The 19,045-nt window shown below is 58.3% G+C and carries 19 protein-coding genes; 17 read left to right on the top strand and 2 right to left on the bottom strand.

Going from position 1 to position 19,045, the window contains the following annotated elements:
- Positions 1–34 precede the first annotated feature (34 nt).
- The 10 genes from GT019_RS06205 (at position 35) to GT019_RS06160 (ending at position 11,874) form a co-directional block, all read left to right on the top strand.
- Entirely contained in the window at positions 35–1,012 is a 978-nt protein-coding gene (locus GT019_RS06205; RefSeq protein WP_161741929.1) for an alpha-ketoacid dehydrogenase subunit beta, read from the top strand.
- A 54-nt stretch (positions 1,013–1,066) separates the two neighbouring features.
- The gene (locus GT019_RS06200; RefSeq protein ID WP_161741928.1) at positions 1,067–2,380 is read left to right on the top strand and encodes a dihydrolipoamide acetyltransferase family protein; all 1,314 of its coding nucleotides are present in this window, start codon (positions 1,067–1,069) and stop codon (positions 2,378–2,380) included.
- A gap of 4 nt (positions 2,381–2,384) precedes the next feature.
- Complete coding sequence (gene lpdA / locus GT019_RS06195) at positions 2,385–3,803, top strand: dihydrolipoyl dehydrogenase (protein WP_161741926.1); 1,419 nt, start codon at positions 2,385–2,387, stop codon at positions 3,801–3,803.
- 136 nt (positions 3,804–3,939) lie between these two features.
- Positions 3,940–4,428 (top strand): acyl-CoA thioesterase, encoded by a 489-nt coding sequence (locus GT019_RS06190; protein WP_161741924.1) that lies wholly within the window; start codon positions 3,940–3,942, stop codon positions 4,426–4,428.
- Positions 4,429–4,485: 57 nt separating this feature from the next.
- Positions 4,486–5,448: a thymidylate synthase gene (locus GT019_RS06185; RefSeq protein WP_161741922.1), complete on the top strand. Its 963-nt coding sequence runs from the start codon at positions 4,486–4,488 to the stop codon at positions 5,446–5,448.
- A gap of 45 nt (positions 5,449–5,493) precedes the next feature.
- Positions 5,494–5,991 carry a type 3 dihydrofolate reductase gene (gene folA / locus GT019_RS06180; protein ID WP_161741920.1) on the top strand — a complete coding sequence of 166 codons (498 nt, stop codon included), beginning with the start codon at positions 5,494–5,496 and terminating at the stop codon, positions 5,989–5,991.
- 206 nt (positions 5,992–6,197) lie between these two features.
- Positions 6,198–7,685, top strand: a complete 1,488-nt coding sequence (locus GT019_RS06175) for a glutamate synthase subunit beta (RefSeq protein WP_161741918.1) — start codon at positions 6,198–6,200, stop codon at positions 7,683–7,685.
- A 97-nt stretch (positions 7,686–7,782) separates the two neighbouring features.
- The gene (locus GT019_RS06170; protein WP_161741916.1) at positions 7,783–8,106 is read left to right on the top strand and encodes a hypothetical protein; all 324 of its coding nucleotides are present in this window, start codon (positions 7,783–7,785) and stop codon (positions 8,104–8,106) included.
- Positions 8,107–8,154: 48 nt separating this feature from the next.
- Positions 8,155–9,276: a glucosaminidase domain-containing protein gene (locus GT019_RS06165; RefSeq protein ID WP_161741914.1), complete on the top strand. Its 1,122-nt coding sequence runs from the start codon at positions 8,155–8,157 to the stop codon at positions 9,274–9,276.
- Between the two features lie 21 nt (positions 9,277–9,297).
- Entirely contained in the window at positions 9,298–11,874 is a 2,577-nt protein-coding gene (locus GT019_RS06160) for a DNA topoisomerase 3 (RefSeq protein WP_161742159.1), read from the top strand.
- 92 nt (positions 11,875–11,966) lie between these two features.
- Here GT019_RS06160 and GT019_RS06155 read toward each other — a convergent pair whose 3' ends face one another.
- Entirely contained in the window at positions 11,967–12,743 is a 777-nt protein-coding gene (locus tag GT019_RS06155; RefSeq protein ID WP_161741912.1) for an HAD family hydrolase, read from the bottom strand.
- Positions 12,744–12,867: 124 nt separating this feature from the next.
- On the opposite strand from GT019_RS06155, the gene GT019_RS06150 reads away from it, so the two are divergent.
- Entirely contained in the window at positions 12,868–13,005 is a 138-nt protein-coding gene (locus GT019_RS06150; protein ID WP_161741910.1) for a hypothetical protein, read from the top strand.
- A 100-nt stretch (positions 13,006–13,105) separates the two neighbouring features.
- Here the strand turns inward: GT019_RS06150 and GT019_RS06145 are convergent, their stop codons facing one another.
- On the bottom strand, positions 13,106–13,327 hold the full coding sequence (locus GT019_RS06145; protein ID WP_161741908.1) for a hypothetical protein: 222 nt from the start codon (positions 13,325–13,327) through the stop codon (positions 13,106–13,108).
- Positions 13,328–13,498: 171 nt separating this feature from the next.
- On the opposite strand from GT019_RS06145, the gene GT019_RS06140 reads away from it, so the two are divergent.
- The 6 genes from GT019_RS06140 (at position 13,499) to GT019_RS06115 (ending at position 19,030) form a co-directional block, all read left to right on the top strand.
- Entirely contained in the window at positions 13,499–14,224 is a 726-nt protein-coding gene (locus GT019_RS06140; RefSeq protein ID WP_161741906.1) for a phosphonate ABC transporter ATP-binding protein, read from the top strand.
- Positions 14,221–14,757, top strand: a complete 537-nt coding sequence (locus tag GT019_RS06135; protein WP_161741904.1) for a GNAT family N-acetyltransferase — start codon at positions 14,221–14,223, stop codon at positions 14,755–14,757. The genes GT019_RS06140 and GT019_RS06135 overlap by 4 nt, the downstream gene beginning before the upstream one ends.
- 86 nt (positions 14,758–14,843) lie before the next feature.
- On the top strand, positions 14,844–15,458 hold the full coding sequence (locus tag GT019_RS06130) for a DUF3298 and DUF4163 domain-containing protein (protein ID WP_161741902.1): 615 nt from the start codon (positions 14,844–14,846) through the stop codon (positions 15,456–15,458).
- Positions 15,459–15,477: 19 nt separating this feature from the next.
- Positions 15,478–16,047: a response regulator gene (locus GT019_RS06125; RefSeq protein WP_161741900.1), complete on the top strand. Its 570-nt coding sequence runs from the start codon at positions 15,478–15,480 to the stop codon at positions 16,045–16,047.
- 353 nt (positions 16,048–16,400) lie between these two features.
- Entirely contained in the window at positions 16,401–18,107 is a 1,707-nt protein-coding gene (locus GT019_RS06120; RefSeq protein ID WP_161741898.1) for an APC family permease, read from the top strand.
- Positions 18,108–18,367: 260 nt separating this feature from the next.
- The gene (locus tag GT019_RS06115) at positions 18,368–19,030 is read left to right on the top strand and encodes an MOSC domain-containing protein (RefSeq protein ID WP_161741896.1); all 663 of its coding nucleotides are present in this window, start codon (positions 18,368–18,370) and stop codon (positions 19,028–19,030) included.
- The last annotated feature ends 15 nt before the right edge of the window (positions 19,031–19,045 follow it).

Below are 19,045 nucleotides of genomic sequence, written 5' to 3'. Positions count from 1 at the left end.
CATATAGAAGCAAGCTAAGGAGGAACTCGCGACAATGGCTCAAATGAACATGAAAGAAGCGATCCGCGATGCAATGCGCGTGGAGCTTAAGAACGATCCGAACGTAATCGTCTTCGGTGAAGACGTCGGTAAAGTCGGCGGTGTTTTCCGCGCGACGGAAGGCCTGCAAGGGGAATTCGGGGAAGAGCGCGTATTCGATACGCCGCTGGCGGAATCCGCGATCGCGGGCATGGCGGTCGGCATGGGGATTCAAGGCTTCCGCCCCGTGGCGGAGATCCAATTCGTGGGCTTTATCTATGAAGCCCTAGACCAAATGTTCGTTCAGGCGGCGCGCATGCGTTACCGTTCCGGCGGACGCTACAACTCGCCGATCGTATTCCGCACGCCGTTCGGCGGCGGCGTCAAAGCGGCCGAGCTCCATACGGATTCGCTGGAAGGCTTGGCGATCCAAACGCCGGGCATCAAAGTCATCGTGCCTTCGAACCCATACGACGCCAAAGGCCTTCTCGTCGCGGCGATTCGCGACAACGATCCCGTGTTCTTCATGGAACACTTGAACCTGTACCATGCTTTCCGCGCTGAAGTGCCGGAAGAAGCGTACACGGTCGAGATCGGCAAAGCGAACGTCGTTCGGGAAGGCGCCGACGTGACGATCATCGCTTACGGCCTGATGGTCCATACGGCGCAGAAAGCAGCCGACGAGCTCGAGAAAAACGGCGTCAAGGCCGAGGTCATCGACCTTCGCACGCTGCTTCCGCTCGATATCGAGACGATCGTCGCTTCCATTCAGAAAACGAATCGCGCCATCGTGGTGCAGGAAGCGCAAAAAACGTCCGGCGCCGCAGCCGAGATCATCGCGCAAATCAACGAGCATGCCATCCTTCACCTGGAAGCGCCGGTCCTTCGCGTCGCGGGTCCGGATACGGTGTATCCATTCGCTCAAGTCGAAGACAGCTGGCTGCCGAACGTGGATCGCATCGTGAAAGCCGCTAACCAAGTTCTTAACTTTTAAAGCATCGCTAGACGACAAAGACAGGTCGTGAGACCTGGAAGGAGGTCACGGGACGTGGCAAAGTTTGAATATCGTTTCCCGGAGTTGGGCGAAGGCCTGCATGAAGGCGAAATCGTGAAAATGCATATCAAGCCCGGCGATACGGTAACGGACGAAGATATCATCATGGAAGTGCAGAACGACAAGGCGATCGTCGAGGTTCCTTGTCCAGTAAACGGCAAAGTGCTGGAAGTCCTCGTGAAAGACGGCCAAGTTTGCCACGTAGGCGATATCGTAGCCGTTATCGACGCAGAAGGCGAAGTGCCTGAACAAGCCGCTCCGGCAGGCGGCAACGACAGTGCTCCAGCACCGGCAGCGGAAGCGCCGAAAGCCGAAGCGCCTGCACCGGAAGCTCCGAAGGCGGCAGTCACGGCAGCGGCTCCGGCCCCTAAAACGGCGGGCGGGCTCGTTCTGGCGACGCCGAGCGTGCGCAAATTCTCCCGCGAGCAAGGCGTGGATATCTCGAACGTTGCTGGCTCGGGCAAGAACGGCCGCATCACGCGCGAAGATATCACGGCCTTTGCTTCGGGCGGCGGCACGGCAAGCGCGCCTGCATCCCAAGATTCGGCGGCAGCTCCTGCAGCCGAGACGAAATCCGCTCCGGCAGCGGCAGCCCCTATCGGCGACCGCGTCGAAGAGCGCGTTCCGTTCAAAGGGATCCGCAAAGCGATCGCGAACGCGATGGTCAAATCCGTTTATACGGCTCCGCACGTCACGATCATGGACGAAGTGGACGTGACGGCGCTTGTCGAGCTTCGCGCGAAAGCGAAGCCGCTGGCCGAGAAGAAAGGCGTCAAGCTGACGTACCTGCCGTTCATCGTGAAGGCGCTCGTCGCGGCCTGCCGCGAGTTCCCGATCGTGAACGCGATGCTCGACGAAGAGAAGCAAGAGATCGTGTACAAGAAATACTACAATATCGGCATCGCAACCGATACGGATAACGGTCTGGTCGTTCCGGTCATTCCGGATGCCGATCGCAAGAATGTCTGGATGGTCGCCGACGCGATTCGCGATCTCGCGGTCAAAGCGCGCGACGGCAAGCTGAGCGCGCAGGAAATGCGCGGCAGCACGATCAGCATCACGAACATCGGATCCGCTGGCGGCATGTTCTTTACGCCGGTCATCAATTTCCCTGAAGTCGCGATCCTCGGCACGGGCCGGATCTCCGAGAAGCCGGTCGTCAAGAACGGCGAGATCGTTATTGGCCAAGTCATGGCGCTGTCCCTAAGCTTTGACCACCGTCTGATTGACGGCGCGACAGCTCAACACTTCATGAATTACATCAAACAGCTGCTTGCTGATCCGCAATTACTAGTAATGGAGGTCTAAAACCATGGTCGTAGGCGACGCATCACTCGATATCGATTTGCTTGTCATAGGTGCAGGACCGGGGGGCTACGTTGCGGCGATCCGCGCGGCTCAGCTCGGTCAAAACGTATTGGTCGTAGATAAACAATATGTCGGCGGCGTGTGCTTGAACGTCGGATGCATCCCGTCCAAGGCGCTCATCTCCGCTTCCCATCAATATGAATCCATCAGCCACGCTTCCGAGTTCGGCATCACGGCATCCGACGTGAAAGTCGAATGGAGCAAGGTGCAGGAATTCAAAAACGGCGTCGTCAAGAAATTGACGGGCGGCGTCGCTTCGCTCCTCAAAGCGAACAAAATTCAATACTTCGCCGGCGAAGTGATGTTCATCAGCGAGAACGAAGCCCGCGTCTTCAACGAGCAGGAAGCGCCTCGTTACCGGTTCAAAAACTGCATCATCGCGACGGGCTCCCGTCCGATCGAGCTGAAAGCATTCCCTTACGGCGGTCGCATCGTGTCTTCGACAGAAGCGCTGTCGCTGCCGGAAATTCCGAAGAGCCTCGTCGTGATCGGCGGCGGCTACATCGGTATCGAGCTTGGCCAAATGTACTCGAAATTCGGCACGCAAGTGACGATCATCGAAGGTTCCGATACGATCCTGCCAGGCTTCGATTCCGACATGTCCTCGCTTGTCGCCAAGAAACTCAAAGGCGCTAAAGCCGAGATCGTGACCGGCGCGCAAGCGAAGAGCGCGGAGCAAACGGACAAAGACGTCACCGTGACCTACACGGTCGGCGGCGAAGACAAACAAGTCACGGCCGACTACTTGCTCGTAACGGTCGGACGCCGTCCGAATACCGACGGCGAGCTTGGCCTCGACCTGATCAACCTCAAGATGTCGGACCGCGGTCTGATCGAGGTCGACGACCAATGCCGGACAAGCATTCCGCATATCTATGCGATCGGCGACATCATTCCGGGTCCGGCGCTTGCGCACAAGGCGATGTACGAAGGCCGCGTCGCGGCTGAAGCCATTGCCGGACAGCCGAGCAAAATCGACTACAAATGCATCCCGCTCGTCGTCTTCTCCGATCCGGAATGCTCCAGCGTCGGTTACAGCGAGAAGGAAGCGAAGGAAAAAGGCTATAACGTCAAAGTCGGCAAATTCCCGTTCAACATCAACGGACGCGCTTTGTCGCTCGGCGTAAACGAAGGCTTCGTCAAAATCATCGCGGATGCGGATAACGGCATCGTTCTCGGCGCGCAAATCGCCGGCATCGAAGCGTCCAACATGATCGCGGAGCTCGGCTTGGCGATCGAGATGGGCGCGACGCTCGAAGACATCGCGCTTACGATCCATGCGCATCCGACGCTCGGCGAGATCGTCCTGGATGCCGTCGAAGTCGCGCTTGGTCACCCGATTCACGCCATCGCGAAGAAATAATCACGCATACCGGAACAATCGCATAGCTTATTACGGATAAGAGCGAAGAGGTCACGCCGCAGTTGTTCTGCGGCGGGCCTCTTTTTACATAGCCGGGCCTCGGTTCGGCAGCAGAACAGAAGGAGTGGTGAGCGGCATGTCCGAAAACAGCAAACCGACCAGCGAATCCCGATCCACCATGATGCAGCTGATTTTTCCGTCGGATACGAACTATCACGGCACCATGTTCGGCGGCAAGGTCATGGAGTACATGGACAAAATCGCGGCGATCACCAGCATGCGGCATGCCAGAGGGCCGGTCGTGACCGCATCGACGGACAGCTTGGATTTCGTCGCGCCGATCCGGGTGGGCGACGTGATCGACGTCGAGGCCTACGTGACCTGGACCCACCGAAGCTCCATGGAAATTTACGTGAAGGTGGAGACGGAGAACCTGTACACGGGGGAGCGCAAAACGGCGGTCACCGCGTTCTTCTCGTTCGTCGCGCTGGACGAGAACGGCAAGCCGAAGCCGGTCGCGGCGGTGATTCCGGAGACGGACGAGGAACGGGCGCTTCACGACTCGGCGCCTGCCCGATATGAGCTGCGCATGCAGCGAAAGCGGGACAGAACCGACATAAAGTGATAAAATAACAGAAATAGCATTCGGCGTCATTCGCTGAGGAACGGGAGTGGAATGAGGTTGAGCACAAGCGAACAGCAATACTTGGATTTGCTTCGGCATGTATTGAAGCACGGCGCGCGGAAGGAAGACCGGACCGGAACGGGGACGCTGTCGGTCTTCGGTTACCAGATGCGCTTTGATTTGCAGGCGGGCTTTCCGCTTCTGACGACCAAGCGCGTGCCGCTTCGCTTGATCGCGAGCGAACTCCTGTGGTTCATGAAGGGCGATACGAACATTCGTTACCTCCTTCAGCATCGGAACCATATCTGGAACGAGTGGGCATTCAAAAAATGGGTCGAGAGCGAAGCCTATGACGGGCCGGACATGACGAACTTCGGCTTGCGGTCGCAGCAGGACGAGGAGTTCAACCGGCTCTACCAGGAACAGGAGCAGCTGTTCGTGGGACGCATCTTGAACGACGAGCATTTCGCGGCCGAATTCGGGGATCTCGGCAACGTGTACGGGAAGCAGTGGCGGAGATGGCAGACGTCGCAAGGGGAGACGATCGACCAGCTGCAGAACGTCATCGCGGAAATCAAGCGCAATCCGGATTCCAGACGGCTGCTCGTGACGGCCTGGTCGCCGGAAGACGCGACGCCGCAGCGATCCGCGCTTCCCCCGTGCCATACGATGTTCCAATTTTACGTGGCGAACAATAAACTGTCCTGCCAGCTGTACCAGCGCAGCGGCGACATTTTCCTCGGCATTCCGTTCAACATCGCCAGCTATGCGCTGCTGACGCATATGATCGCGCAGGAATGCGGACTGGACGTCGGCGAGTTCGTGCATACGATCGGGGATGCGCATATCTATTTGAACCACTTGGACCAAATCGATACCCAGCTCGCACGCGAGCCGAAGCCGCTGCCGGCGTTGAAGCTGAATCCGGACGTTTCGTCCGTCTTCGATTTCGAAGTCGACGACATTCAAGTCGAAAGCTACGAGCCGCATCCTTCCATTAAAGCGCCCGTCGCGGTATAAGCATCGAAGCTTAGAAGGAAAAACCGAAAGGAGCGTGACCGGAAGATGAGCATGACGATGATTGCCGCCATGGCCCGCGACCGCGTCATCGGCATCGACAATGCGATGCCGTGGCATCTGCCGGCGGAGATGGCCCATTTCCGCAGATCGACGACCGGCAAGACCGTGATCATGGGCAGGAAGACGTTCGAATCGTTCGGCGGTCCGCTCAAGAACAGGCGGAACGTGGTGCTGACGCGCAGCGAAACTTATGCGCCGGAAGGCGCGGAGACCGTGCATTCCGTCGAAGACGCGATCGCGTCGCTCGGCGGGGAAGACGAGCTGATGATTATCGGCGGCGCGGAGATCTACGAGCAATTCCTGCCCCATGCGGACAAGCTGCTGCTTACCGAGGTGGAGGCATCCGTCGATGGCGATACCCGGTTTCCGGACTTCGACGAGACGGAGTGGCGGGTCGAGAACCGGGATTTCCATGCCCGGGACGAGAAAAACGCTTATGATTTCACCATCGTTACCTACGTGAGAACGAAGTCGGCCAACTGAAGGCTGCTGCGCCAAACGTCGAACATTATGTTACAAAGTGCAAATGATTGTACGGAAAATCCATTTAATGAATAGGTCCTTATTGCTACGATATTGGAAATAGTTTATGGGAAAGTTTGATATTGAATAATAGTGGTTTTCTCGATATAGTTTTGAGAGAGAATACGAACATTCGGCAATGGGAAAATGGATGGAGGAAAGCGATCATGTCTACACCTACAGGATTTATGGACTACAAACGCGAGCTGCCGGCTGACCGGGATCCGCTGGAACGGATCAAGGATTGGAATGAATTTCATAAGCATTTCAGCGACGATCAACTGAAAACGCAAGGCGCGCGCTGCATGGATTGCGGTACGCCGTATTGCCATACCGGCATCGAGCTTCCGGGCGGCACTTCCGGCTGTCCGGTCAACAACCTGATCCCGGAATGGAACAATCTCATTTATCGCGGACTGTGGCGCGAAGCGCTCGACCGTTTGCATAAAACGAACAATTTCCCGGAGTTCACCGGACGCGTATGCCCGGCTCCGTGCGAAGGCTCCTGTACCGTCGGCCTCATCGGCGACGCCGTCACGATCAAGACGATCGAATCGGCGATCATCGATAAAGGCTTCGAGGAAGGCTGGGTCGTACCGCAGCCGCCTCATATGCGTACCGGGAAGAAAGTCGCGGTCGTCGGTTCGGGTCCCGCGGGACTTGCGACGGCAGCGCAATTGAACAAAGCGGGCCATACCGTTACCGTCTACGAGCGCGCCGACCGAATCGGCGGATTGCTCACGTACGGCATCCCGACGATGAAGCTGGACAAGAAGGTCGTGCAGCGCCGCGTCGATCTTCTCGAAGCGGAAGGCATTAATTTCGTGACGAACGCCGAAGTCGGCACGAACGTTCCGGCCGAGCAGCTGATGAACGAATTCGATGCCGTCGTCCTTTGCGGAGGCGCCACGAAAGCGCGCGACGTCGAGATCGAAGGCCGCGATTTGAACGGCGTTCATATGGCGATGGATTACCTGAACGGCACGATCAAGAGCTACCTGGATTCCAATCTGGAAGACGGCAACTATATCAACGCGGAAGGCAAAGACGTCATCGTCATCGGCGGCGGCGATACGGGCACGGACTGCGTGGCTACGGCGCTCCGCCACGGCTGCAAAACCGTGACCCAATTCGGTACGCACGGCAAAGCTCCGCTTACGCGCGACAACGACAAGAACCCTTGGCCGCAGTTCCCGAACGTCTATACGCTCGATTATGCGCAAGAGGAAGCTCGCGCGCTGTACGGCGAAGACCCGCGCGCTTTCTCCGTGCTGACGAAGAAATTCGTCGGCGACGAGAACGGCAACCTGAAGGAGCTGCACACGGTGCAAATCGAGCGTACGGTGGACGAAACCGGCCGCAAGATTTACAAAGAGATCCCGGGCACGGAGAAAGTATGGCCGGCCGATCTCGTACTGATCGCGGTTGGCTTCGAAGGACCGGAGAACACGCTGATCCAGAAGCTCGGCTTGGAGCAGGATCGTCGTTCCAACGTGAAAGCGGCTTACGGCAAATACAGAACCAACGTGGATAAAGTGTTCGCCGCCGGCGATATGCGCCGCGGACAAAGCCTCGTGGTGTGGGCAATCAACGAAGGCCGCGAGGCTGCCCGCGAAGTGGACCGCTATTTGATGGGCTCCTCGATGCTTCCTTAAATTCACCTTCATCGCAATCCAACGTAATCGATTTATGAAATAAAGCGCCCTCGGGCGCTTTTTATTTCGTTGCGCCTACTTGAAAGGAGTGTCCATCGTGATACAATATGGTTCCGAAACCATCACGCAGTTGAAGTTCCGATCGTTCAAGCCGCGTCTCGAGCGCCGCGACAACCAGTGGATCGATATCGAGCTCGCGGTAGAGGTCGAGGATCGCACGCCGGTACCGGCAGGACTGGCGGAATTAACGGCGCTCGTCATCTGCACGCACGGCGGCGTCATCGCGCAAATCGTGCCGCTCGACGAAGGAACGGACTGCGAATTCCAGTTCACGTCCGACGAGAAAGAGCAGATCAGCGTTTACGTCGAAAGCAGCGAGATGCAGGCTGCCATTGCAAATCTAGCGCGCAGCGAGGACTAGCTGTGGTACTATTATCCTGAGATCTTGACTGTTCAGGAGGGCGATGTCATGTACAGCAATGCCGCGGGCGTGCTAACGAGAGCTGACATCCATAAAATCCGCCATTACGTCCATCATAAACACGGCGACCTGCCGACGGAACGGCGCGCCGAAATCGTCGCGGACGCGATGCAGCGCATCGTGCTGCGCCAGCTGCCGGAGTTTCCGGAAGAACAGAAGCAGACCGTCATGAGAACGGTGCTGCGGGACGTCGTTGCCGGAAGAGGAATGCCCGTCAACGATTCGTTTATTTTCGAAGCCTGCGTGAAATTGGACGACGCCGGCGAGCCGGAGCTGCTGGAAGCGCTGCATGTCTGGGCGGAGAAGCGCTTGGGTACCGTCATCGCCCCGGATTTGTTCCGGGAGGCCGTAGCCGAAGGCAGGCGGATCGCGTCCGCGCCCGAAATAGGCGTAACGGCCTGGGATGCGGTGATCGGAACCGTCGGACTTCAGGACCCCGGGCGTATCGCCGGCAGCAGCTCGCTTGGAATCGAAGGTACGCTCGCTTCGCTTGGTGCGAATCGGACGCGAACGAAGCCGGGCGTTTATTTGGCGATGTCCGTCGCGCTCTGCTTGGCGATGCTCGGTTACGGGTGGTGGACGCTTCGGCCGGCGCCGGTCGCGATCGAACGATCGCCAGTCGTCACGCGGGTATCGGTGCAGGCGCCTCCGGTCGTGAAGCTGAAGAACGCGCTGCCGGAGCATTTGCGCTATGCCGAAGTCGACCGTCAGCGGCTCGTTCGGTATTTGCGGACCAAATCCTCCTTGCTCGCCGAGGAGCCTTATCTGAGCGCGATTATTAAGGCCGCTAAAGACCACGACATCCATCCGCTGCTGATGTTCGCGATTACGGGCCAGGAGCAAGGATTCGTGCCGAAAACGGCCAAGAACGCCGCCAAAATCGCCAACAACCCCTTCAACGTGTTTTATAGCTGGAAGTCGTTCAATACGACGATCGACGAATCCGCGCGAATCGCGGGCAACACGATTAACCGTTTGAGCTTCGAGCGGCCGGACGATGTCGACCCCGTCAAATGGATCAACCGCGAATACGCGGAGGATACGAATTGGTCGGACGGCGTGAACAGCCTGTTCAAAGCGATGATCGCCCAAATTACGACGGACAAGTAACGATAAAGAAGAGGGATGGTCCTGAAAACATTAATCATTGCGGAAAAACCCGATATGGGCCGGACGATCGCCGCCGTCGTGGAACCGAAGGCGCAAAATAAACGCACGTATTTGGAAGGCGAGCGCTACATCATTACGTGGGCGATCGGTCACCTGGTCAGCTTGGCCGAACCGGATCAATACGACCCGAAATACAAACGTTGGAACGAAGCTGATCTGCCCATTATTCCGGATCGGTTCAAGCTTTGGCCGAACGCGCGGACGAAGGATCAGCTGACGGTCATCGGCGATCTGTCGAAGCGCTGCGGCCGGCTGGTCAATGCTTGCGATGCCGGGCGCGAGGGTCAGCTTATTTTCCATCTCATACGGCAGTATTTGAAGCTGCCGCAGCCGACGGACCGATTATGGATATCCGACCTGACGCCGGAAACGATCCGCCGCGGCTTCGACGGACTGCGCAGCGACGCCGAATACGACGATCTGACGCGCGCAGCGCGCGCCAGGAGCGAAGCGGATTGGCTGGTCGGCATGAATGCGTCCCGCGCCTTTACGATCCGGCACAAGGCGCTGCTGTCCGTCGGGCGCGTGCAGACGCCGGTGCTGGCGCTGCTCTACGATCGGCATAAGGAAATCACGGCCTTTAACAGCGAGACATTCTTCATCGTACAGGCTGCCTTCAGCCAGTTGGATTTTGATTATAAGGGGATCTGGCAAGGCGATCGCATTACGAAGCGCGAAGAAGCGGAGGCGCTTGCCGCCAAAGTGAAAGGGAAGCCCGGGCGCATCGTCAGCTACACCGTGAACGAGTCCAAGGAATACCCGTACCGTCTCTATGATCTGACCTTGCTGCAGCGCGAAGCGAACGGCAGATACGGCTATCCGGCCAAGAAGACGCTGGATATCGCGCAGGCGCTCTACGAGAAGCACAAAGTCATCACGTATCCGCGGACAAGCTCCAACTACGTTACGGAAGAGAATATCCCCGTCATGGGCAATGTCCTGCAAATGCTCAAAGGGACATCTTACGCGGACCTTGCCAACGGAGCCGACCGCAGCCGCGTGCACAAAGGAAACCGGGCGGTCTGCAATCCGGCCAAAGTCGAAGACCATCACGCGATCTTGCCGACGCCGAAGAAGCCGGGGACGCTGAGTGCCGAGGAACAGCATATCTACGATATGATCGTGCGGCGCTTCCTGTCGCACTACTATCCGCCCGCGGTGTATAACAATCACGAAGTCATCACGGAGGTCGAAGGCGAGTCGTTCCGCACGCGGGCCAAGGAACAGCTCGATATCGGCTGGCGCGTCGTGCTGGATCAAGCGGAAGGAAGCGTGGCCAAGGCAAAAGGCAAAGGCAAGAAAAAATCCGAGGACGCTACGGATGATGGCGAGGATGATTTGGTCGAGACGGACCGGCCGTTCTCCGTCAATGCCGAACAGCCGGTTCATTGCGACGATGCGGCTGCCGTCGAGAAGGAAACGAAGCCGCCGAAACCTTATACGGAAGGCACGCTCCTGAAGGCGATGGAGAGCGCCGGCAAATCCATCGAGGACGAAGAGCTCCGCGATGCCATGAAGCAGACGGGACTCGGAACGCCGGCCACGCGGGCGGCGACGATCGAACGGCTGAAGCAGGTCGGCTATATCACGACCGCGGGGAAGCGGCTCGATATTACGATCAAAGGCTGCACGGCCATCGAGCTGATACGCGGCGCCGGCGTCGAACTGCTGGCTTCGCCGGAGATGACGGGCCGCTGGGAGCAGCGGCTCCATCAAATCTCCAAGGGAGAAGCATCGGATGAACAGTTCATCGCGAAGGTAAAACAGTTCGCGGAGATGATCGTGGCGAAAGTGAAGCTGCAGCAGCAGGCGGCGGCCAACTTATTCGATGAACCCGAATCGGCCGGCAAGAGCGGAGCCAAAGGGAAGGGCCGCACTTCGAAGACAACCGCACGCAAAGATGCGTCTCCTCGTAAAGCAGGCGCTTCTGCCGAACGAGGCAGTGCACGATCCAAATCCGCCGCCGCCGGGACGAGATCGTCGAGATCCGCGTCGACGGCTGATGGACCGAAGCTGGCGGCAAGCAGCGGAACCGGTGCGCGCGCTGCCGCTTCGAGAGGCTCCGCTTCTCGCGCGACTGGAAGGAGCGGGAGCGAGAAGACGACCGCGGCGGTTAACAGCCGAAGCAAGGAACTGTCCGCAACAGGAAACAGCCGAAGCGAGCAGCCAACCTCGACGGTAAACACTCGAAGCGAGCAGCCAACCTCGGTCCGACCAGCCTCGACTCAACAAGGCGCGACCCAATCGGCCGTAGCTCCGCGCGGAACGCTCGCGGCATGTCCGCGCCCGGGCTGCGGCGGACAATTGATCGAAGGCAAACGCGGATACGGCTGCCTGCGGTTCAGAGAAGGCTGCACCTTCGTGATTTGGAAGGAACAACAGGGGAAGACCATCACGCCTGCCATGGCGAAAGCGCTGGCGGAGAGCGGCGAATCGCGGAAATCGACGTTCAAGCTCGGGGACGGTACGACCGTATCGGGCAAGTGGCGGTTAACCGACCCATCGACCGGAACGATCGCATTCCAACCGTCAATTTGATAGAGGCAGTCAATAAAAATAAGCATTCGTCCAGCTGTCGTCAGGCAGCGGCCGAATGCTTATTCGGTTTCAGGGGTTATGCGGACCCAGATCTAAGTCAGGTGCGTCTGTTCCTTATCGCGATCGTGAGTTCGCGACAACTGCACGATATAGTTCTGGATGCTGCCCGGAATCTCGGACAGCTGGTTTAACGTAAGGAACGCGCCTTTCGGTTCGACGTCGATCCCGACGATATTGTAGACCCATTCCGCGTCCGTTTTCATATGGATGGCGTTGATGCCGGTCGTCAAGGCGGGAATGACGTCGGTACGAATCGAGTTGCCGATCATCCAGGTCGATTTGCGGTTGAAATTCCCTTCCTGGAGGATGCCTTCCATCGCTTCGGTGTTTTTCTTGGAGCGCACGTAGATGCGCGGACCAAAATAACGGTCCAGCTGCATTTGGTCGATTTTTTTGCGCTGGATGAGCAGCTCGCCGCCCGTATACAGGTGCAGCTCGTGACCCTGGGAAGACAGCTCGTAGAGCGTTTCCTCCATATTCGGATAGGGCTCCGCTTGAAAATCATATACGCTGTGCCCGAGCTTCCATAAGAAATCCTCTTCTGTTGCGGAAGTGGAACGGCCCAGCAGGTTGGAAAAATGACGGTAGGTTTCAATGAACGACTGCGGGAAATGATCGCTCTTGAATCCTTCGACATGTACGCCGGCAATATCGATTTCCGTCTGCATGTCGCGGATTTCCTCGGACGTGACTCCATATCCCCGGAACCAATCCATCATGCAATCCGTAAATTGTTCCACGACGAAGAAGAAATACTTGTTGCAGTAAATAAGCGTATCATCGAGATCGAACAGAATGGTTTGTTTCATCTTAGGCACGGCTCCTTCCCCGGATGATTTCGCTGTAGATTCAATCTACCGCATCTTGGGATTCGCCGTCAAATCGTATACCGCTGGGATGATTTACAAATACTGTAGCCGGAGGTGATGAGGAGTGGCGCTGAATAAGAACGGCAAACGAAACCGAGAGGACGGTCAGTCCGGGATGAAAGAGTATTATGTAAGCCTTAAGCCGGAAAAAGCGGCGAACAGGCCGGCAAGCTTAAACGGCATTAACAAGCAGCTGCCTTAAACCAACATCGAGAAGCAGTCGGCGGAAGATTGGGGCGTCTATATGCCAGCGGTACTCACGCGGAATCAGGCTGGCATATAGCGCCGCACGGGACAAGGCATTACGCATATTTGTTCAACTTGGCGGTAAGGTCTTGTTTGATGAAAGCGAGTCGCTTCCTGACGTAGAAATCGTAGCTGGCGCCCTTCAATTCGCGAGGGCTTATGACCGCATCCTCACTGTTGTCGATAATGGTCAACGAGCCGTTGGAATAAAACTTGAAGGTGAGATCCCGGAAAGGTCGATGCGTCTCGATAAAACGATAGTTTTCACAGTTTGTCATGATGGGTAGCCTCCTAACGGTTAAAGGGAGATTAGAACATTTGTTCTTGTTTTTATTATAGCAAACATTTGTTCGTATGGAAACTATTATTTTTTTCCCTTACACTAGATTCATAGGAAATTCATAATGACGCAGACGAAGCGCTATTCAAGCGGACAAGGAGAACCGATGATGATCAGAGTATCGCAGTTATCGAAACAAATTCCGGGCGGGCCCAAGGTTCTCTCCGGCATTACGTTCAATATAGAACCCGGCGAGTTCATCGCCGTCAAAGGCGCCAGCGGAAGCGGCAAATCCATGCTCCTGAAATGCTTGGCGCTGAAGGAGAAGTGGACGGGCGGTTCGTACGCCGTCGACGGCGTCGATATCTTCGGCAAGGGCATCCAAGGCCGTTTGAAGGTCCGGCGTGAGATCGCTTACCTGGAAGAGAAGCCTACGCTCTACGGCAACCGGACGGCGCTCAAGAACGTATTGATCGGCGCCGTGGGCCAAACGCCGTTCTGGCGCCGGATGAGCGGCATGGTCCGCAACGACGATTACATGGGCGCGATGGACATGATCGAGAAAATGGGCCTCCTCGACAAAGCCCATCAGAAAGGCGACAAGCTGAGCGGCGGCGAGAAGCAGCGGATCGCGATGGCGAGGGCGCTCGCGCACGGGGCCAAGACGCTGCTGGTCGACGAGCCCGTGTCGGGTCTCGATCCGCACGCGGCCGAGCAGGTCCTCTCCGATCTGAAGCGAATGTGCCGGATCCAGGACGTATCCGTCGTAGCCGTCATGCACCAAGGCGATTGGGCCGAACGGTTCGCGGACCGCATCATCGGCTTGAACAACGGCGAGATCGTGCTCGACATCAAAGGCCGAAGAATGACGGAACGGGAGAAAAACCTGCTGTGATCGCGAACGTCGGCCATCGGGCGAACGATAACGAATCCGCGCGTCCGTTCGAACTGCGGCTCATCCGCCAAGGCGAACTGGATGCGGCGCATGCGCTCGAGCTGGCTTGTTATCCGCCGGAAGCGGCGGCAAGCCGGGAAGCCTTCGCGTTTCGGCAGCAGCATTTCCCGGGCTATTTCTGGTCCGCATGGCAGAACGGCACTTTGATCGGCCTGGCTTGCGGGGTGCGGACGAACGAGGACAGCAGCGAGTCGGATCATGTGAAAGGCGCTCACGGCGCCGAAACGGATGGACGGTTCCTCTGCGTGTTGTCCGTGGCCGTCGATCGCGGCCGGAGGAGGCGCGGCATCGGGCAATCGCTCATGGAAGCGCTTATCCGCCAGGCGGCGTCCGATAGGCTGGAAGCGGTCGTGCTCATGTGCGAAGCGCATCTGATCGGATTTTACGAGGGACTCGGCTTTCGATATGCGGGACGTTCGGCTTCCGAGCACGGCGGCATCCAGTGGCATGAGATGAAGCTTCGGCTGGCGTAACCGGCACTTCAACGAATACGGATGTCAATGGCGGCGGGAATGCGGCATAGAATGAAACATCAACCTAAATAGGCAGGTGTTCCGTCATGGCGTTTCAATTCCAGTCCCCGGCCGTCATCCAATCCTCGCGGGTGACGTTCCCCAAAGCCGAGCTCTACGTGCCCGTTGTGAACGGTCTTCACGTTTCGGCGCGCAACGCGATCAACAACAAAATCCGCCAGACCGAGCGCCAGCTCGTGCAGGACCAAGGCGCGCTGACCGATCCGAGGGCGGAGATGATCGGGTATTTCGAGACGAAGACGAACGAAAAGAACGTGCTCAGCCTTTCCCTCTTTAATTATGCGTATACCGGCGGAGCGCACGGCTTGACGCTTCAGGAGTCGCTCACGTTCGATTCGGGAACGGGGAAGGTCTATACCCTCGCGGAGCTGTTCAAGCCGGGCAGCGATTACGCGAAACGGTTGTCGGATCTGATCCGGGCGCAGATCGCGGAACGGCAGATCGAGACGTTCGAGCCGTTCAAGACGATCCGTCCGGATCAGCCGTTCTACATCGCGGACCGTTCCTTGGTCATTTACTTCGCGCTATACGAAATCACGCCTTACGCTTACGGCTTCCCGTATTTTCCGATATCCGTGTACGACCTGAGCGACATCGTCAATCCGAACGGACCGCTCGGCAGGATGGACGTGAACGATTAACCGATAGAAGGAGATCCTTATGATTTATGTTCTCATCGTGCTGCTTGTCTGTATCGGCGCCTTTTTCTATGGAAGGCGGCGACAGCGCGAGAACGGCAGGCCGGTCTTGGTCAAGCATGAGACGATTCAGCCAATGCGCATCAAGCCGTGGGAAGAGCAAGCCGAAGACGACGCGGGAGACGGCCAATCGTTCGGCGCTTGCCCCGGAACCGTGCTTATCGTGGACGATCAGCCATTGATTCGCATGATGCTGAGGGAGCTGCTCGAGCAGGACGGGGTCACGGTGTTCGAAGCGCCTGACGGCGCTTCGGCGATCGAGGCCGTCCGCAAGCACTGCGTCGACTACGTGCTGCTGGATTTGAAATTGCCGGATATGAGCGGCATCGAAGCGTTGAAGGGCATGCGCCGAATCAACGATTCCGTCTCCGCGGCGCTCATGACGGGCTTCGGAAGTCCGGAGCAGCTGGCCGAAGCCGAGCTGCTCGGGGTCAAGACGTACTTCATGAAGCCGTTCGATCTCCAAAACGTGAAGAAGCATGTTATGAACAGCCTGAAGAAGGTGAAATACAAAGAAGGGGAAGTGTCCTGATCCGCCCGGCTTCACGATCCGCATACTCCGCTGGCAGAGCTTCTGCCGGCGTTTTTTTATGGCAAGAAGAGGCGCGGAATCGATCCGCGCATGTATCGCGGACGCCGCGGCATGGCTTCGCTGGTCCTGCGCGGGAGAAGGAAGCGCGGATGGCAGCGACCGTTCGATGCTGGACTCCCGGGCAATTAGCAGCGGCCGCTCGTTCCTGGACTCCCGCCAAAGTACCGGATGAGTTCGCTCGATCCGGGGCTCCGGGATAAGAAGCGGGGGAAGCCGAAGCCAGCGGCGGCTTTTTCCCTATGCGTGTGCTGAGGCATTGGGATGCCTCATAAAGTCAAATAGGAGGTGAAGGCATGATTCTGCTGTGGATGGGTTGCGCGGTTTTTGCCGCGGTATGCGGGCTGTCGCTCTTCTTGGCGCGGGTCGCGGAAGGGAACATGAAGCGGTCGCTCCATCAGTCGCTTTATGAGCATACCGCCTATGTTCGTTATATGCGCGACAAGCACGACTTGAACGGCTTGGGATTCCCGCAGCAGCTGACCAGGCATATGGGCGGGCTGTCGTCGTTCGGATTGTCGTTCTCGTCCTTGCCGCTGATCGGCGGGGCCGTGTTTCTGCTCGGGCCGGCCATCGCTTCCGGCGGGCCGGCGGTCATCGGGTTCGGATGGCCCGTGCTCGGCTTGTTCGGCCTGCTCACGGCCTGTTCCGTCGCGGCGTTCGCCTCCGCGGTACCGACGGCGGGAGGCTGTTACCACTGGGCATTGGCTTCGGGAGGGCGGCGGTCCGGATTATGGTCCGGCTGGCTGCACCTCGCCGGATCGGGCGCGATGCTCATAACCATGAATCTCTGGCTCGCGGACTGGATGTGCCGGAACATCGAACGGCGTCTGGGTTATACCGGCGGCACGGGTTTATTTTACGTCGTGCTGGTCATGCTGTTCGTTACGCAGGCAGCGGTTAACGCCAGAGCCTTTCGCTCGCTCGGCCGGCTTCACTTCTGGACGGCCGGCGTGCAACTGCTGCTGTTCGTCGCCATCCTCGCGATTCTAGCCGCCGTTGCCTGGCCGGGCGAATATCCGTTTCAAATTCTGACCTACACGGCGATGGAGTGGAACCCGCTGCAAGGGGCCGCCGGGAGCGATGCATGGTGGTTTTTGGGGCTGATGCTGCTGCAGCGGATGTTTCTCGGCATCGGCGAAGGCGCGCAGTCCGGCGAAGAGACGAGAGATCCGCGCATCACCGTGCCTTGGTCGATTTATTTGTCTTCGGCCGCTCTGGCGATCTTCGGCTTTATCCTGTTCGCGTTCATCGCCGTTCATGCCAAGACCGGAGCGGAGGGCTTGACGGCTTTGCCGGGAATCGGCGATTGGCTGGTCGTCGTATGGGAGAGATGGGGGGCCGCGTGCTCGGTGCTGTTCTTCGTCCTCGTCGCGCTGCTCGCATGGGCGAACGGCGCGTCGACGATGGGGTCCGCTTCGAGAACGCTCTTCGCGATGGCGCGCGACGAGTCGGTGCCTGCAGCGGGGAAGCTGGCAGCCGTCTCGGAGCAGTACCGTTCGCCGGTGAATTCGCTGCTGACGGTAACGATCGGGACGGGAGGCATCGCGCTGCTGCTGGCGATCGCTGCTTCGCCCGCCTCGCTTCAAGCGCTGATCGTTCAGCTGATCCTGATCAGCATCGCGGCCATGCACGCAGCCTATGCCATCCCGATCAGCGGCAAGCTGAGGGAAGCCTATTCAACCGTCAGAGGGATAAGAGGGCAGCCGCGATCCCGAAAGCGAAACAAGCTGAACGGGCCGTGGGCCTTGGGGAAATACGGGACCGGCATCGACACGGTCACGGCGTGCTGGCTCGGGGGAAGCGGGCTGCTCGCGGTCGTCTTGTTGAATCCGATCGCGCTCATCGCCGTGGCCGCATGCCTGCTCGGAGGAGCGGTCGTCATCGAGAGGACGCAGCGCAGCCTGAGACGAAAAACGCCCGTCAAGATCGTGGGCTCGATGCGCTTCAGCAGACGAACGATCGACGAATGTATCAGAATTGAAAGAAAATTTCCGCAATGATGGACTCCGCTTGCGGTTGGCATGAGCGTCGTCCAGCCGGGAAATGAAAGGCATCCGGCGGGGAAATAACGGTCCGCAATGCGCAATCATTTCCCGGGGAAGCGCAGAAAGCAACACGATCAGCGGGCTTTCGACACGCACTGTGGCATTCTGGCTGTTCGCGCGGCGCGCTCCCGCCTGTTTGATGCCGTTAAACGTTGCCAACCCTACGCCCAGCGCGTATAATTTCGGTAATAAAACGCACAGCCGGAGGTCGGGAAATGGAACTCGGAACGTTATTGTCGCTCAATGTATCCAAGCTGGAAACGGTGCCGTTCGGCAACAAGGAAGTCATCACGGGCATCAACAAAAAGCCGTTCGCCGGTTCGCTCGACTTGAGCGCGACGGGCCTGAGCGGCGACGCGCAGGGCGATCTCGTCTACCACGGCGGCGTCGATAAAGCGATATGCGTCTACAGCGCCGTCCATTTTCCTTATTGGGCGGAGCAATGGGGGCGTCCCGTGTCGGCGGGCGACTTCGGCGAGAATTTCACCGTGTCGGCGCTGACGGAGCATTCGCTGTGCATCGGCGACGTCGTTGCCGTCGGACAAGCCCTGCTGCAGGTTAGCCAGCCGCGGCAGCCGTGTTACAAGCTTGGCATGAAGCACGGCCTGCCGTCGTTGCAGCTGGACGTGCAGCAGACCGGCTTTACGGGGTTTTATTTCCGCGTGCTGAAGGAAGGCGCCGTCGCGCAGGGGGATGTATTGACGCTGCGGAAGCGCCATGAATCGGGCGTCAGCGTGGCGGAAGCGAACCGCGTCATGCACCGGGACCAGCGGGACCGCGACGGAATCGTCAAGCTGCTCGGCGTACCCGAGCTTTCCGAGAGCTGGCGGCACACGCTCGCCAAACGATTGTCCAAGCTGGACGACGCGGCCGAATGAAGGAGGATGGCGGTC

Source organism: Paenibacillus glycinis (assembly GCF_009909185.1).
Classification (GTDB): Bacteria; Bacillota; Bacilli; order Paenibacillales; family Paenibacillaceae; genus Paenibacillus_Z; species Paenibacillus_Z glycinis.
Note: the sequence above shows the minus strand (reverse complement) of the source record. Positions and strands in the feature narration are given on the sequence as shown.